The sequence below is a fragment of the Clostridium sp. genome, assembly GCF_017888565.1.
GTDB lineage: Bacteria > Bacillota > Clostridia > Clostridiales > Clostridiaceae > Clostridium.
On the sequence record NZ_JAGHFX010000016.1, the window covers coordinates 23,211 to 38,831 of the forward strand.

A 15,621-nucleotide genomic window follows, 5' to 3' on the forward strand; every position below is an offset into this window, starting at 1 on the left:
GGAGTAAGTTATGGAAATGAATGAAATTCTAAATGGTTTAAATTCATGTGGTTGTAGTGATAATATTGCACCCCAATGTTCAAACCAAGGACCATTTAATAATGTAGGATGTGGTTCTGGATTTGGAAGTTGGATATGGATACTATTAATACTATTCTATAGTGGAGGATTCGGCGGCGGAAATAATAATAGATGTTGCTGCAAGAAAGAACGTAAACGTGATTGTTGCTGTGAAGGATATGGCGGCGGATATGGTGGAGCTGGAAACTGCTCATCTTATCTATTCTTATTAGTAATTCTATTCCTTTGCAACGGTTGCTCAGGATTCGGTAACTGTGGAAACGGAAATATATTTGGCGGATTATGCTAATTTAAATTAGAGAGGAGAGATAGTTATGTCAAAGAAACATTCCCATAAAAGAGATTATGATGATTGCTGCTGTGAGCCAATGCCATGTTGTGGAACTGGAAATATATTTGGGGGAATGAATAGTTGTATTACACCTATTATATTCTTATTGATTGCATGTGGATCAGGTCTTTTAAATAATAACTGTTCAGTTTTAATAATTTTATTATTCTTACTATGTGGAGGCTGTTTAGGAAGCTTATTTGGCGGAGACGGTTGCTGCTATTAGTGTAGAGGATGGAGGGCTTAGCCCTCCAAAAAAATGCCTAAAATTATAAACATATTTGAATTTTTTACATATAATAAAGCAACAGAAATATAAATAGGAGGAACCTAAATGTCAAAAAAGAGACATAGACATAAAGGGGATAGAAAGATTAATGAAGGCGCCGGTAATAGAATAAATAATAATGCTCCATTTGGTATAAACCCCGCCCAACTCATGAGTATGCTTGGTGGTAATATAGATATGGGTCAAATTGGAAATATGCTTTCATCTATGAAGATGGATGGGTTAGATTTAAATAACTTTAATTTAGGTCAGTCTGGAAATAATCAACAAAGTAGAAATAGTATGAATAATGGAAGTGGATTTGATTTAGGAGCTTTGCAAGGTATGATGAATAATTTAGGTATGGGAAGCTTTAACTTAGGGAATAATAACACTTCATTAAATAACACTCCAAGTTTCACTTCTAGCAATGATAAAGAGTTGGATATTAATGATAAAGATGTGGATATGACTGATAGAAATAGTGACAGTTTTGATGATGATTTACTAGATGATGATGAGAACATACAAATGTTAATAGCTATAAAAAGTATAGTTGATTCAAAAAAAGCTAATTTTATAGATAAGATTATAGAAGCTTATCATAATGGGTATTTTAAAGAATAATAAAAATTTAGAAAGTTATTAAAGAAGTGTATAAAAAGATAAGTAGATGTAAATAATATTATTGTACCGGAGAAGTATTCTCCTATAGCAAGCGATGAGAAATCTTCGTTTAAGCTAAAACCCCCCCATCCCCCTTTTAAGGCCGCTTATAGCGGCCTTTTAATTTTATACTTTCTTTATTGAAGATATTTTAAGTGAACCATATCCATCATCTTCTACTGTTAAATATAATAATAGCTCTTTAGCAGGAGAGGAATCATTTGTATTTTTTACAGATTCAAATGATAATGTCCAATTTACTCCTAATATATTTCCATTTGAATCCCATTTAAAATCTGAAAAATAGCCGTTTTGGAAGGAATATCTTGTATTATCTTTATCTAATCCCCATAATATTGCAAGTTCAGTACTATCTATATTAGAAGTGAAAATGTTAGGCGCTTCGGATAATTCGTAAGGAGCTTCAATCACATCTATAAATCCTTGAATGGCAGATAATCCAGGAACTTTTATTTTTGAAAATGTTATATCTTTTATGTCATTGCCTAAGAAGAGAGAACCTTTTGTAGAGCCATCACCTTTGCTTGAAGAAAGAGAGAGCAGTTTAGGAGTTTTGTTATTATTAGAATCAAGTATCCCAATTATATTATCTGTGGAAACAAATGTATTTACAAATTTAGAACCATTCCATGAAAAAACATAGTTTACAGGAGATTTATCTTTGGATAGTTGTACAACGATTTCTGGAATGTTATTTCTAGATAAATCTATAACATTCACTTTAATGGGCCATTTTATAAGTGAATCTCCAAGTAAATTAGATCCATCCATATTAACAAGTGAATAAGTTTTATCTTTACTTTTTATATTTAATATGTAGCTATTATTTTCTTTGGATATTTCAATCTTATCATTTTCGCCGTCTCCATCTAAATCAAAATCAGTATAGTTTTTTGAAGTAATAGGAGTAAATGTTTCTATAGAATTATTATTAGTAAGAAAAAAATAAGTCGATAATACAACTACAAAAAGTATAAGAAAATTTATTACATAAGAGAGTGCAACATTCTTTTTAATAATTATAAATCTTGCCATATAATCACCTCAATTTATTATATGAGGCTTAGTAGTGATTAATACAAAATAAATAAAAAGCTAGAAATTAATTAAAATTTCTAGCTTAATCATTTATTGACAATCTTTACATAATCCGTAAAAAAATATTCTATTTGATAGAACTTTATATTCTGAGCACTCCTCAGCAGTACGATTAAGAGTCGTAAATGATATATTTTCCAAATCAGTTACCTTACTACAGTTGATACATTGAATATGAGCATGTTCATGTGAATTAGCATCATATCTAAAATTGCCTTCTCCAACATTAATTTCTTGAACTAATTTAACTTCTACTAAAGTCTTTAATGCTTTATAAACTGTAGCTAAACTCATAGTAGGATACTCAGGTTGAAGTGCTTTGTATATAATTTCTGCAGAAGGATGTTCATTTGTACTCATTAAATATTTATAAACTGCTAATCTTTGAGGAGTAAGTTTTAGTTTCTTTTCTCTGAAGATAGAAGTTATATTCTCCATAATACACCATCCTTTTTTATTGTTAATGTAATTATATAATATAAGATATTAAGTGTCAATATATGTTTTTTAGCAATTAATAGTAAAGAATAATTAATATTAATTGGCAAAGTTTTCTCGTTATGTACTAAAATTTCCTTATTACTCTTGTATTTATAAATTTGATATGATAATATAACAATAAGGTTGTTAATAAATTAACAATTGCATAAAGTGTAAATTATTTATGTTTATAAAATAATAATATCATAAAAATTAGCAATAATATATAATAAAGATAAAATTATATTTATAAGGAGGAAATAAAATGGCAAAATATAAGGTTGGAGACGAATTGATTGAAATAACTGATCCTTCAGAGGAGAAAGTAAGATTAAGAGAATTAACACAACTTACTACAGATGGTGATTATGCGCAAATATCATGGGGATTAAAGATAATTAAAGTGGAATATGAAAAACCATATGTAACTTTAACATATAGAAATGTAGATGGCGAAATAAATAAAGTATTTGCTGAATGTAGGGATATAGAAAATTTTGACCAAGAAAAAGTTTTAGAAAAAGCACTTCTTAAAGCATTTACTAATGAAATAATAAATATATCAGTGGTTAAGAATAGTAGTCATTGTAAAAGATAAGATAATTAATGGTTTAAATATACTATTATAGATATGGAAAGATGTGTAGAATATAAGCACTAATTCCATATCTTTTTACTTTTTTGTTAAATTTACTTAATTTATTTTAAATTGCATATTATTAGTATATAATAATTATAAATTAATAATAGAGGATGAGAAAATGGATATTTTTATAGCTAGGCAAGGAATATATAATAAAGAAGAAAAAGTAGTAGCTTATGAATTACTTTATAGGAATTCTTTAAAAAATAATTTCAATGATAGTATTGAAGATGAGGAGGCTACATATAAAGTAATAGATAATATATCATCTTTTGGTTTAGATATATTAACTGATAATAAACCAGCTTTTGTTAATTTTTCAGAAAAGTTAATAAAGAAGAATATTGCAACATTATTACCAAAAGAAAGAGTAGTAATAGAGATACTTGAAAGTGTTAATCCATCAGAAGATGTAATTAATCAATTATCTTATTTAAAAGAATTAGGGTATTATATAGCTATAGATGATGTAGTTGATATAGATGATATTATAAATTTTATTGGTGTTATAGATATAGTAAAAATTGATTTTCTTCTTTCATCTAAGGAATCTAGAAGAAGAATTGCACAAATTTGTAAAAAGTTTAAAATCAAAATGCTAGCTGAAAAAATAGAAACATTAGAGGATTTGGAAGAAGCAAAAAAACTTGAATATGATTATTTTCAAGGATTTTATTATAGTAAGCCATCTATATTCTTAGGAAAAGATATGGCAATAAAGAATACGAGTATTTTTACACTTTTGGTAGAATTAATAAGAGAAGATTATGATATAGATAAAGTTGAGTATACAATGAAGACAGATATTGCTTTAACATATAAATTCTTACGATTTATAAATTCATCTTATTTTAGCTTTCTTCAAGAAGTTAAATCTATAAAGCAAGCGATAATGTTAATTGGAAGAGAAGAACTTAGAAAGTGGTTATCAATATTATCAGTTGTAGAAATATCATCTGGTAAAAGTGATGAGTATGCTAAGAATATAGTAATAAGAGCTAAATTCTGTGAAGAAATATCTAAGATACTATGCTACAATGATTTATCATCAGCTTTTATGGTTGGATTGTTTTCAAATTTGCATTTAATGATGGAGAAAGATATTAATTATGTTGTTGAAAACCTACCTGTTAATATAGAAATCAAGAAGGCTTTAATTGGAGAGAAAAATATTTTAAGGGATATTTTGGAGTTAGCTCTAGCTTACGAAGTACTTGATAATAAAAAAATAGAGGAGCAATGTACTAATTTAAAAATAGATTATGGAGTATTAGTTGATGTATATTATAGCGCTATTGAGTGGTGTAAAAATATAGGGAATTAAGTCGATATTTATTTTTCAAAAATGGATATAAAATACTTTATTTTAGCAAAAAGATATAATATAATATAAGAAAATTGTGATTTCGTTTTCACATTTTAGGTATTGGGGGGAGAAGTATGAGTAAGTGTCCGTTTTGGTCAAACAATAAAGAAAAAATAAGTTGTTATAATACATGTCCTATGTATCCTAAAAATAATGAAGCTGATATTTGTCCATTTAAGGAGTTTTTATCTTCAAATAACAAAGCGAAATTTGCTGATAATATGGATGAAGACTTATTTTATTCACAAGATAGGTATTTAAATTATAATATGGATGATAAAGTTATTAATTATTAAAATAAATAAAAAAGAGTGATTAAATCACTCTTTTTTATTTTATGCACTTATGAAGTAAATCTTGCTTTAGCGTCCACAGATCTTGTGATAAATCTACATAATAATTGTGAGGATTTTCAAATCTTAATATTTCAGGCCACATTTTTAAGCTTTCATTCTTTGAAAATTCCTTTATTTCTAAAACTGATGGGCTTTCATAAACTTGAGTACCTTTATCAAATATTTTTACCATTAAATCTTTAACGTAAAAATTAGTAACAGTTTTTCTTTTCCATGTTTCAATAGGATGGAATATTTCAAGTGGCTTTGATTCATCAATAACTTCATGATTTAAAGCTATTACATCAGCTATTGCATTATGAGTTTCATTGTCATAAATTCTATATATTTTTTTAAAGCCTGGATTGGTAATTTTCTCAGTGTTTTCACTTATCTTTATTTTAGGGATAATCTGATTATTATTTTCTACAGCCACAAGCTTGTATACGCCCCCAAAAACAGGTTCTGACTTAGCGGTAATTAATCTTTCTCCAACACCAAATGAATCTATGCAAGCACCTTGATTTAATACATCTCTTATTATGTGCTCATCTAAGGAGTTAGACACTATTATATTACAATCTGGGTATCCAGCAGCATCTAAAGCCTTTCTACATTTTTTAGTTAAATAAGTTATATCACCTGAGTCAATTCTAATTCCTTTAGGTCTTTTACCCATAGGTTTTAATATTTCATCGAATACTTTTATTGCATTTGGTAAACCAGATTTTAAGACGTTATAAGTGTCAATAAGAAGTGAGCAATTATCCGGATATACTTCAGCCCAAGATTTGAAAGCCTCGTATTCTGTATCAAATAATTGAACCCAACTATGAGCCATTGTTCCAACAGCAGGAACATCAAAATATTTATCAGCTATTGTACAAGCAGTTGAATCACAACCTCCAATTATTGATGCTCTAGCACCATAAATTGCGCCATCATAGCCTTGTGCTCTACGAGAACCAAATTCCATAACTGTTCTTCCGGAAGCAGCTCTACAAATTCTATTAGCTTTAGTAGCTATAAGTGTTTGGTGGTTTATAGTAAGTAATATCATTGTTTCAATAAATTGAGCTTGAACTACAGGTCCCCTAACTATTACTAAGGGCTGGTTTGGGAAAACAAAGTTTCCTTCTGGTATTGCCCATACATCGCATTCAAATTTAAAATTTTTCAAGTAATTTAAAAACTCTTCAGAGAATATATTTTTACTTCTTAAATATTCTATATCAGATTGAGTAAAATTCAAGTTGTTTAGATATTGTATAAGCTGATCTACACCAGCCATTATACAGTATCCACCACCATCTGGAACTCTTCTAAAATACATATCAAAATATGCAATTTTATTTTCGATTTCTTTAGTAAAATATCCATTTGCCATTGTTAGTTCATAAAAGTCTACTAACATAGTAAGATTACGTTCATTAGTAACATCAAATCTAATTAAGTTTTCCATGCTTTTCTCCTCTTATAAAGATATATATGGTTCAATTAATAATTTACATAATTAAAGTTATAAGTATATTAATTTTTGAATATACTTATTACGTAAAATTTGTGAAATTGAAAGCATATATATTATTTGATTTTTTATATAAGTTACTAAGATAATAAACAATTTATAGACTGTAAATTATTTGAAGTCAAGTTAAATGTTAAATCTATGATTATAACTTATATACATTTAAAATAGTAGATGAATTTATCTGTAGAATACATTACAATATATAAATATATTGTACATCTATACATAAATTATTACAATATAGTTATTTATAGCATGAAAAAGTCAATAATAGTATATAAAAAGGAGCAGATATGAATATTAGTTTAGATAGATATCAAAAAGAAGCTGTTTATATAAAAGAGAAAAATGTACTAGTTGTTGCTGCACCAGGTTCAGGAAAAACTACAGTTATTATAAATAGAGTAAATTATTTAGTAAATGAGCTAAAAGTGAGATTAGGTAATATTATCATAATAACTTTTACGAGAGCAGCAGCTGATAATATGAGAAATAGATATAAAAATGTATTTAATAAAGAGATTGCGCCTTTTTTTGGAACATTTCATGGATTGTTTTATAAAATACTTTTAAGAGAGGGATTTAATATATCAATAATTGATGGAGGTATTTCTCATAGAATAATAAAATCTGTTTTAGCCAAGTATTCAGATGAAGTAAGTGAGGATAAAATAAAAGAGGCATTGAATAATATATCATTTTTTAAAACTTCTTTAAAAGATATAGAAGAATTTAAAACTACTATGGCAAAAGATATTTTTATTGAATGTTTACAGAAGTATGAGGAATATAAATCTAAAAATGGGCTTTGGGATTTTGATGATTTATCAATTAAGGTAATAAACTTATTAAGGGATAATCCTAATATATTACTAAAATATAGAGAATTGTTTAAATATATTTTAGTAGATGAGTTTCAAGATTGCGATGAATTACAAATTCAGTTTTTAAAAATGATAAATCAGGAAAATTCACTTTTTGCAGTTGGAGATGAGGATCAATGCATTTATAGTTTCAGAGGATCAAAACCAGAATATATGGTAAGATTTGATGAAATATTCCCAGAAGCTAAAAAGATATATCTTTCTATAAATTATAGAAGTAATGAAAATATAGTAGAAGTATCAAAAGAAGTAATAAAGAATAATAAGAGCAGAAATGATAAAGTTATAAATTCATATAAGGACTCTATTGGTATAATAAAATTTACAACCCCTTATGATGAGAAAATTCAAGGGGATGAAATAGCATGTATAATTGAAAAATCTATTGATAGTCTGAGTGATAATGCAGTTTTATATAGAACAAATATGGAAGCAAGGAGTATGATAGATACATTTACTCGTAGACGAATTCCATTTGTATTATTAGATAAAGGGTATAATTTTTTTGAGCACTTTATATGTAAGGATATACTTTCATATTTAAAGCTTTCAATAAACATAAAAGATAAGGAAAGTTTTTTATCAGTAATTAATAAGCCTTTTAGATATGTTAGTAAATCAAATTTAGAGTATATAAGAAATTCATTAGAAGATAAATCTCCATTTGATATATTAATAGATAAAAAAGATACTCCACCATATCAAGCTAAAAAGTTAGATGAGTTAAGAAGAGATATACTATATTTAAATAAACTTTCATTATCAGGTGCAATACAATATATAGTTTCAGGACTTGATTATATAGATTACTTAAAAGAGTATGGTGAAAGGTACAATCAAAGTATAGAAGAGCTTGAGGATATAATAGAAGAATTTAAAAGTGCAGCTGACGGTTTAAAAACTATAATAGAGTTATTGAGTCATGTTGAAAGAGTTAAAGAAAAAATAGAAGAAAGTAAAGCAGTACAAGAAGGAGTAATTCTAAGTACTATTCATGGTGTTAAGGGAATGGAGTTTAAAAATGTCTTTATAATAAATGCTACAGAAGAAACAATTCCACATAAATCATCCATGGATGAAAATATAGAAGAAGAAAGAAGATTATTTTATGTTGGAATAACTAGAGCAATAGATAATTTGTATATACTTTCTCCTAAGACTCAAAGAGGAAGGTTCAAAGATGTATCTAGATTTGCATTAGAAGGTGGATTTAAAGATATAAATGCAAATGAAGATTACGGAATAAAAGTTAATGATATCATTCATCATAGAACCTATGGCGATGGAAAAGTTGTATCGATAGATAAAGATTCGATTAAAATTGATTTTGGTGATAATATTAGTAAAAGCTTCTCTCTTAAGGTATTAATTGAAAATAATCTTGTTATAATAGTGAACTAATAGTTCACTATTACTTTTTTAGGATGTATAATCTTATTATGGTAATAAAAGGGGGATTTGTAATTGGCTTATATTTTAGTAGGAGTATTATTATTTGTTATACTATATTTTGTTATAACATTTGCAGTAGAAAGTGGAGTTTACTATGCCTTAATAAAATTTGATAATGTTAGAAAAAAAGATGATAGTATAAGAGGTAACAGTGATGAAAATTACTATAAATAAAGAGATTTAGTATATTAATATGAGGTGTTAGCAAATGAATAATGTGAATTTAAAAGGTATTAAATTTGCACTAGATGTAGGAACAAGATCTATTATTGGAAGCGTAGGAATAGTAGAAAATGATAAATTAAAAGTAATATGTGAAAGATATCTAGAACATGAAGAAAGAGCCATGATAGATGGTCAAATTCATGATATAGACTTAGTAGCAAGATCAGTAAAAAAAATAGTAGATGATATGGAGTCAGAACTTGGAATAAAATTAGAAAAGGTGTCTATTGCTGCAGCGGGTAGATTTTTAAAGACTGTGAATTCAGAAGGAAAAATGGAGCTTAATTTTGAAGAGGAGATAACAAAGGCAGATATAAGAAACTTAGAGATGATTGCTCTAAAAGAGGCTGAGGATGAAATAAATAAAACTACAGATGGAAAATTATATTGTGTAGGTTACTCAGTAAAAAACTATTATTTAAATGGATTTGTTATATCTAATTTAATTGGGCATAAGGGTGAAAATGCATCTGTAGAAGTAATAGCAACTTTTTTACCACGCTCAGTAGTTGATTCGTTATATACTGTTATGAAAAAGGTTGGACTTAAAGTAAGTAACTTAACTTTAGAACCTATAGCTGCTATAGAAGCCGTTGTACCTAAAAACTTAAGACTTCTAAATATAGCTTTAGTAGATATTGGAGCGGGAACATCTGATATAGCTATAAGCTCTAAGGAAAGTATATCTTCATATGGAATGGTTCCACAGGCTGGCGACGAAGTAACAGAGGCTATAGTTCAAGAATGCTTAGTTGACTTTAATACAGCTGAATACATAAAAAGAAATTTAGATTTAAAGGAAGAGATAACATATATAGATGTAATTGGATTTGAGAATACAATTACATCTGAAAATATAAAAAAGGCAATAAGACCAATAGTTAAAAAAATTGCTGAGGGAATTTCTGCAAAGATAATTGAACTTAACGGAAATAAGTCACCAAGTGCTTTGTTTTTGGTTGGGGGGGGAGCACATACACCTTGGATGATAGAAGAACTTAGTGAAAAGCTAAATATTCCAGTTCAAAGGATAGCAATAAAAGATAGAAAGTCTGTAGTTGAATGTATAAGTGATAATAACTTAGGATCAGCAGGAGTAACAGTGCTTGGAATTGCCCTTATATCATTAAAAAATGGAGAAAAAGACTTTATAGATGTTATATTAAATGGAACTCCTGTAAGTATGTTTAATTCTCATAATCATACTATTATGGATGTTATTATACAGGCAGGTATAAATCCAAGTATGCTTATTGGAAAGAATGGCAAGAATTTGAGATATAAATTGAATGGTGTTAAACGAATAGCTTTTGGAGAGAAAGGAAAAAATCCTATAATAAGGCTTAATGATAAAATAGGAAGTATTGATAAGAATGTTAAGGATGGAGATATAATAGAGATATCATATTCGGTATTTGGAAAAGATGCAAGACCTAAAGTAATTGACCAAATAAAAGAATTTAATAGTATTAGCATATATATAAATGATGAGTTAATAAATTTAGAGCCAATCATTGTTGTTAATAATGAAATTAAAAGCATAGACTATTATATAGAAGAAAATGATGATATAAATATAATATTTCCTAAATCAATTAAAGATATAAAGGAATATATAATAAAAGAAGATGTTTCATTAGAAAAAAATGGAGTGCAATTATTAGAAGATTATATAATTAGCGAAGGGGACAAATTAATATCTTATAGAAATATAAGTTTTAAAGATATGCCAAAAGATGAAATTAATAAAGGTGAATATAAAGAAGAAGTTCAAGTGAGTGGCAATAAAAAAAACTTAGGTAGTAATACTGAAATACAAGTAACATTTAATGATAAGTTAATAACACTTAGTGGACAAAAAGATTATATCATTGTTGATATATTTAATTATGTAGATTTTGATTTAAAAGAAGCAAAGGGAATAATTAATTTGTTACTTAACGGGAATAAAGTGGGATATACAGAAAAGTTGAAAAATGGGGATAATATTCAAGTTTTTTGGAGCTAATAAAGCTAAATTCTACATTGAAATAGGGGGCAAAAATATGAATTTTAGAAATGAAGCAATGAATATAAAAGATGAGTTAATAAATATAAGAAGGACTTTGCACGAGCATCCTGAGATCGGAATGGAAGAGTATGAAACTTCAAAGTTTATAAAAGGATTTTTAAAAGAGCAAGGAATAGAGTTTAAAGAAGTCTCTAAGACAGGAGTATGTGGAATAATAAGAGGAGATAAAAAAAATCATGAAGGTAGTGAGAAAACTATAGCTTTAAGAGGCGATATAGATGGGCTACCAATTATAGATAAAAAAATATGTGATTATGCATCAAAGGTTAATGGAAGAATGCATGCTTGTGGTCATGATGCACATACAACTATATTACTTGGAGCAGCTAAGATATTAAATAAAAATAAACATTTATTTAGTGGAAATATAAAACTATTATTTGAGCCGGCAGAAGAAACTATAGGTGGAGCTAGATTCATGATAGAAGAGGGGGTTCTTGAAAATCCAAGAGTTGATTGTGTATGTGGTCTTCATGTAGAAGAAACTCTGGAGTGTGGAACTATAATGTTGAAGGGTGGCGTAGTCAATGCGGCGTCTAATCCATTTACTATTACTATAAAAGGTTCTGGTGGACATGGAGCTTATCCACATACCACAGTAGATCCAATTGTTATAGCAAGCCACATTGTATTAGCATTGCAAACTATAGTAAGTAGAGAAATAAATACAGCCAATCCAGCAGTTATAACGGTAGGAAGTATTCATGGCGGAACAGCTCAAAATGTAATACCAGAAGAAGTTGAAATAAGTGGTATTATAAGAACTATGAGTAAAGAAGACAGAGTATTTGCAAAAGAAAGATTAGTTGAAATTGTTAATGGAATATGCAAATCTTCGAGAGCTACTGCAAAGATAGATATAGAAGAATCTTATCCTAATTTATATAATGATGATTTTATGGTTGATTTATTTAAAATAGGAGCTGAAAAAATTATAGGAAAAGAAAATATACTACTGCAAGAAAATGCAAAAATGGGAGTTGAAAGCTTTGCATATTTTGCAAATGAAAGACCAGCAGTTTTTTACTTTTTAGGATCAGGAAATAAAAGTAAAAATATAATTTATCCTGCTCATAGTAGTTTATTTGATATAGATGAAGATTGTCTGCCATTAGGTGTAGCAATGCAGTGTCAAATGGTGTTTGAGTATTTGACAAGAAGCTAATTTAATATTAATCTATAACAATGGGGAAAATATAGTTAGAAATACTAAAAAACTAGGAGTGATTAGTTTGAGAATAGAAATAGGCACAAATGAAGCAGGTCAAAGATTAGACAAATTTTTAAGAAAATTATTAAAAGATGTTCCTTTAAGCAAAATATTTAAAGCTTTAAGAAAAGGCGATGTAAAAGTTAATGGAAAGAAACAAAAAGAAAATTATTCTTTGCAAATAGATGATGTAATAGAAATAAAATATATACAAAGTAATAAGGAAAAGCCAGAAGAAAAGTTTATTAAGGTTAATGCGAGAGGAATGAAGATTACTTATGAAGACTCTAATATACTAATAGTTGAAAAATGGCCTAATATTTTAGTGCATCCTGATGAAAAGGGAAAAGAGCCAAGTTTGACTGATTATGTATTATCATATTTAAATGAAAAAGGTGATTATTTACCTGAAAACGAATTAACGTTTACTCCTGCACCATGTAATAGATTAGATAGAAATACTTCAGGAATAGTTATATTTGGAAAAAACTTTGAAGCATTAAGAACAATGAATGAAATGATTAGAGAAGGTAAAGTTGAAAAATATTATAATACATTAGTAAAAGGTAAGATTAAAGATGGATTATATAAGGGTTATATCCATAAAAATGAAGAAGCAAATATATCAAGAATATATGATGAAAAAATAACTGATTCAAAAGAAATAGCAATGGAAGTTAAAACTTTAAAAACAAATGGAGCTTATTCATTTTTAGAAATAGATTTAATAACAGGAAGAAGTCATCAAATTAGAGCACACCTATCACATTTAGGAACGCCTATAATTGGTGATAATAAATACGGAGATAGAAAATTAAATTCATTTTTTGCAAATAAATTTGGACTTGATTGTCAATTCTTATATGCATATAAATTGATTTTTAGAGATGCACCAGATAAATTAAGCTATTTAAACAATAAGACTATAATAGAAAGCTTACCACCAGTATTTAAGAAGATTAAAAATGATGTGTTTAAATTCACAATAAAATAAAAGGTGATTGGGTATGGAACAAAAATCAGCCGGACGTGGCTTTTTAATATTATCAATTGCAGGTATTGCTGGTAAATTATTATCAGCAATATATGTTCCTTTATTAACAGCTGTTTTAGGTGAAACAGGTTATGGAATATACACTGCTGGATATGATATATTCGTTTTTTTAATTGCAGTAACTAGTTTAGGTGCACAACCTGCAGTTACAAAAGTTGTTACAGAGCTTAGAGCAATGGGAAATCATAAAGATGCCTTGAGAGCTATGAAGCTAGCTATTAGATATTTAGCTATGATAAGTATAGTAATTGCAGGAATATTTATGATTATAGCATTTCCACTTTCAAAAGTTATTAATGCTGAGCAATCGGCTTTAACATTTATTTTTTTGGCACCTGCAATAATTTTTGCTGCTATTTTAGCAGCTTATAGAGGATATATGCAAGCAGTTGAAGAGATGGAAGCACTAGCTATATCTCAAATTATAGAGCAATTAATAAATGTTATACTAAGCTTAGTATTCGCAGGTATGCTAATTGCTATAACAAGTAGTGATGAGTGGGGAAGTGCTGGGGGAACTGTTGGAACTTCCTTAGGTGCTATAATTGCAATCATATATATAATATATATATATGAAAAAAGAAATTATAAAGAAGAAGCTGAAAGAAATCATGATCCAAGTAGAAGAAGAGTATCAGATAAAAGAATAGTTAAAAAGATATTTATGTATGCCCTTCCTATAACATTAGTTGCAGGTGTCCAAAATTTTGCAGGTGTTATAGATACCATGACTTTAGGAAGAGGCTTAAGTTCGGCAGGATTTAATCAAGAACAAGTCAATGATTTAAGGGCGGTATTATCATACTATAAGACTCTTGTGTATGTTCCTTTAGCTATAGTAACTGCACTTGGAACTTCAATATTTCCTAAGGTAATACAGGCTTTTGTACATAAGAATAAAAAAGATTTAAAGCAACAAACAAGCTATGCATTTAGGATAACATACATAATAATAATGCCAGCTACATTTGGATTAGCTATATTAAGTAAAGAGATATATAAATTCCTATTTAATAATACTTCTACAGGATATACCTTACTTATGTATGGATCAGCTTTACTTATATTTATGTCAATAACAACAATACAAAATGTTATTCTTCAAGGAATTAATAAATTATACTTAATAATAGTATCTGCAAGCGCAGGATTAATAGCAAAAATAGTTATAAATCTAATATTAATTCCAATTCCAAGAATAAATATAATGGGAGCAGTAGTAGCAACTTTTGTATCATTTATTATTCCGGCTGTAATAAATCATAGAAAAATAGAGAGGTTTTTTAGAGTTAGAATACCTATAATAAGGCAAGCAATAGTACCAACAATATGTTCTATGTTGATGGCAATCGTAATATTTCTAGTAAAATTCCCAGTTATTAAAGTAGCAGATATGTTTGGCGGAGGAAGAATAATTATTGCCGTAGCAACATTAGTTTTAATAGCTATAGGGGGAATAGTATATCTATATACAATGGTTTACTTTGGAGGAATAAGAAAGAGAGATTTAGATTTAATTTCACCAAGGTTATTTAGATTCTTACCTAGAAGTCTTAGAAAAGAACTTATATAGCAAATAGATAATGAATAAGTTATAAGGGATAATTTAAGTGTACATTCAGATGAAGCTGAATTTCTTGAGTAGATTATGATAGTTAAAAGAATAGTTTTTTTGAAAGCATTATTCTAAGTGATAAATTTAAAATGGAAAATAAAGAATTAAAGTGCTAAGTATATAATCCATATTTGCTTAGAGATAAAAGAAAAGTCCTTTGTAGTTTAAAATGGAACCTATAAGATGGACACTTATAAAAGAGAGTCTATCTATATAGGTTCTTTTTTTGTACAATAAAGTTATGAGGTGATTTAATATGAGTAAAATAAGGTTCTCAAATAATGAAATAG

The 15,621-nt window shown here is 27.8% G+C and carries 15 protein-coding genes; 12 read left to right on the forward strand and 3 right to left on the reverse strand.

From position 1 onward, the window contains the following. The first annotated feature begins 10 nt into the window (after positions 1-10). From J7M87_RS02875 to J7M87_RS02885, 3 genes are all read left to right on the forward strand, one after another. The gene (locus tag J7M87_RS02875) at positions 11-370 is read left to right on the forward strand and encodes a hypothetical protein (protein ID WP_291648477.1); all 360 of its coding nucleotides are present in this window, start codon (positions 11-13) and stop codon (positions 368-370) included. Between the two features lie 25 nt (positions 371-395). Further along, entirely contained in the window at positions 396-638 is a 243-nt protein-coding gene (locus J7M87_RS02880) for a hypothetical protein (RefSeq protein WP_291648479.1), read from the forward strand. 108 nt (positions 639-746) lie between these two features. After that, positions 747-1,307: a hypothetical protein gene (locus tag J7M87_RS02885; protein ID WP_291648481.1), complete on the forward strand. Its 561-nt coding sequence runs from the start codon at positions 747-749 to the stop codon at positions 1,305-1,307. 165 nt (positions 1,308-1,472) lie between these two features. Here J7M87_RS02885 and J7M87_RS02890 read toward each other — a convergent pair whose 3' ends face one another. Both J7M87_RS02890 and J7M87_RS02895 read right to left on the reverse strand, forming a co-directional pair. After that, positions 1,473-2,402, reverse strand: a complete 930-nt coding sequence (locus J7M87_RS02890; RefSeq protein WP_291648483.1) for a hypothetical protein — start codon at positions 2,400-2,402, stop codon at positions 1,473-1,475. Between the two features lie 93 nt (positions 2,403-2,495). Then, complete coding sequence (locus J7M87_RS02895) at positions 2,496-2,903, reverse strand: Fur family transcriptional regulator (protein WP_008676876.1); 408 nt, start codon at positions 2,901-2,903, stop codon at positions 2,496-2,498. A 307-nt stretch (positions 2,904-3,210) separates the two neighbouring features. On the opposite strand from J7M87_RS02895, the gene J7M87_RS02900 reads away from it, so the two are divergent. The 3 genes from J7M87_RS02900 to J7M87_RS02910 all read left to right on the forward strand — a co-directional run bounded on the left by J7M87_RS02900 (position 3,211) and on the right by J7M87_RS02910 (position 5,250). Further along, complete coding sequence (locus J7M87_RS02900; RefSeq protein ID WP_291648486.1) at positions 3,211-3,543, forward strand: hypothetical protein; 333 nt, start codon at positions 3,211-3,213, stop codon at positions 3,541-3,543. 163 nt (positions 3,544-3,706) lie between these two features. After that, positions 3,707-4,912 carry an HDOD domain-containing protein gene (locus J7M87_RS02905; protein WP_291648488.1) on the forward strand — a complete coding sequence of 402 codons (1,206 nt, stop codon included), beginning with the start codon at positions 3,707-3,709 and terminating at the stop codon, positions 4,910-4,912. 116 nt (positions 4,913-5,028) lie between these two features. Beyond that, positions 5,029-5,250, forward strand: a complete 222-nt coding sequence (locus J7M87_RS02910) for a hypothetical protein (protein WP_291648490.1) — start codon at positions 5,029-5,031, stop codon at positions 5,248-5,250. Between the two features lie 34 nt (positions 5,251-5,284). On the opposite strand, the gene J7M87_RS02915 is transcribed toward J7M87_RS02910, so the two are convergent. Continuing rightward, a complete protein-coding gene (locus J7M87_RS02915) occupies positions 5,285-6,751 on the reverse strand; it encodes a nicotinate phosphoribosyltransferase (protein WP_291648492.1) in 1,467 nt (488 codons plus the stop codon). Between the two features lie 362 nt (positions 6,752-7,113). Here J7M87_RS02915 and J7M87_RS02920 point away from each other — a divergent pair, with 362 nt between their 5' ends. From J7M87_RS02920 to J7M87_RS02945, 6 genes are all read left to right on the forward strand, one after another. Beyond that, a complete protein-coding gene (locus J7M87_RS02920; protein WP_291648494.1) occupies positions 7,114-9,105 on the forward strand; it encodes an ATP-dependent helicase in 1,992 nt (663 codons plus the stop codon). 63 nt (positions 9,106-9,168) lie between these two features. Then, complete coding sequence (locus tag J7M87_RS02925; protein ID WP_291648496.1) at positions 9,169-9,330, forward strand: hypothetical protein; 162 nt, start codon at positions 9,169-9,171, stop codon at positions 9,328-9,330. A 34-nt stretch (positions 9,331-9,364) separates the two neighbouring features. Then, positions 9,365-11,389 carry a cell division FtsA domain-containing protein gene (locus J7M87_RS02930; protein WP_291648498.1) on the forward strand — a complete coding sequence of 675 codons (2,025 nt, stop codon included), beginning with the start codon at positions 9,365-9,367 and terminating at the stop codon, positions 11,387-11,389. Positions 11,390-11,426: 37 nt separating this feature from the next. Next, positions 11,427-12,617, forward strand: coding sequence for a M20 family metallopeptidase (locus J7M87_RS02935; RefSeq protein ID WP_291648500.1), 1,191 nt, complete (start codon positions 11,427-11,429; stop codon positions 12,615-12,617). Between the two features lie 67 nt (positions 12,618-12,684). Then, positions 12,685-13,656: an RluA family pseudouridine synthase gene (locus tag J7M87_RS02940; RefSeq protein WP_291648502.1), complete on the forward strand. Its 972-nt coding sequence runs from the start codon at positions 12,685-12,687 to the stop codon at positions 13,654-13,656. A 13-nt stretch (positions 13,657-13,669) separates the two neighbouring features. Then, entirely contained in the window at positions 13,670-15,289 is a 1,620-nt protein-coding gene (locus J7M87_RS02945; protein ID WP_291648504.1) for a polysaccharide biosynthesis protein, read from the forward strand. The last annotated feature ends 332 nt before the right edge of the window (positions 15,290-15,621 follow it).

What these genes read in the sequence shown, in the direction of transcription:
- J7M87_RS02880 (WP_291648479.1), top strand. Translation starts at nt 396, where the DNA reads ATGTCAAAGAAACATTCCCATAAAAGAGATTATGATGATTGCTGCTGT.
- J7M87_RS02895 (WP_008676876.1), bottom strand. Translation starts at nt 2,903, where the DNA reads ATGGAGAATATAACTTCTATCTTCAGAGAAAAGAAACTAAAACTTACT.
- J7M87_RS02900 (WP_291648486.1), top strand. Translation starts at nt 3,211, where the DNA reads ATGGCAAAATATAAGGTTGGAGACGAATTGATTGAAATAACTGATCCT.
- J7M87_RS02875 (WP_291648477.1), top strand. Translation starts at nt 11, where the DNA reads ATGGAAATGAATGAAATTCTAAATGGTTTAAATTCATGTGGTTGTAGT.
- J7M87_RS02930 (WP_291648498.1), top strand. Translation starts at nt 9,365, where the DNA reads ATGAATAATGTGAATTTAAAAGGTATTAAATTTGCACTAGATGTAGGA.
- J7M87_RS02890 (WP_291648483.1), bottom strand. Translation starts at nt 2,402, where the DNA reads ATGGCAAGATTTATAATTATTAAAAAGAATGTTGCACTCTCTTATGTA.
- J7M87_RS02945 (WP_291648504.1), top strand. Translation starts at nt 13,670, where the DNA reads ATGGAACAAAAATCAGCCGGACGTGGCTTTTTAATATTATCAATTGCA.
- J7M87_RS02910 (WP_291648490.1), top strand. Translation starts at nt 5,029, where the DNA reads ATGAGTAAGTGTCCGTTTTGGTCAAACAATAAAGAAAAAATAAGTTGT.
- J7M87_RS02885 (WP_291648481.1), top strand. Translation starts at nt 747, where the DNA reads ATGTCAAAAAAGAGACATAGACATAAAGGGGATAGAAAGATTAATGAA.
- J7M87_RS02920 (WP_291648494.1), top strand. Translation starts at nt 7,114, where the DNA reads ATGAATATTAGTTTAGATAGATATCAAAAAGAAGCTGTTTATATAAAA.
- J7M87_RS02935 (WP_291648500.1), top strand. Translation starts at nt 11,427, where the DNA reads ATGAATTTTAGAAATGAAGCAATGAATATAAAAGATGAGTTAATAAAT.
- J7M87_RS02915 (WP_291648492.1), bottom strand. Translation starts at nt 6,751, where the DNA reads ATGGAAAACTTAATTAGATTTGATGTTACTAATGAACGTAATCTTACT.
- J7M87_RS02905 (WP_291648488.1), top strand. Translation starts at nt 3,707, where the DNA reads ATGGATATTTTTATAGCTAGGCAAGGAATATATAATAAAGAAGAAAAA.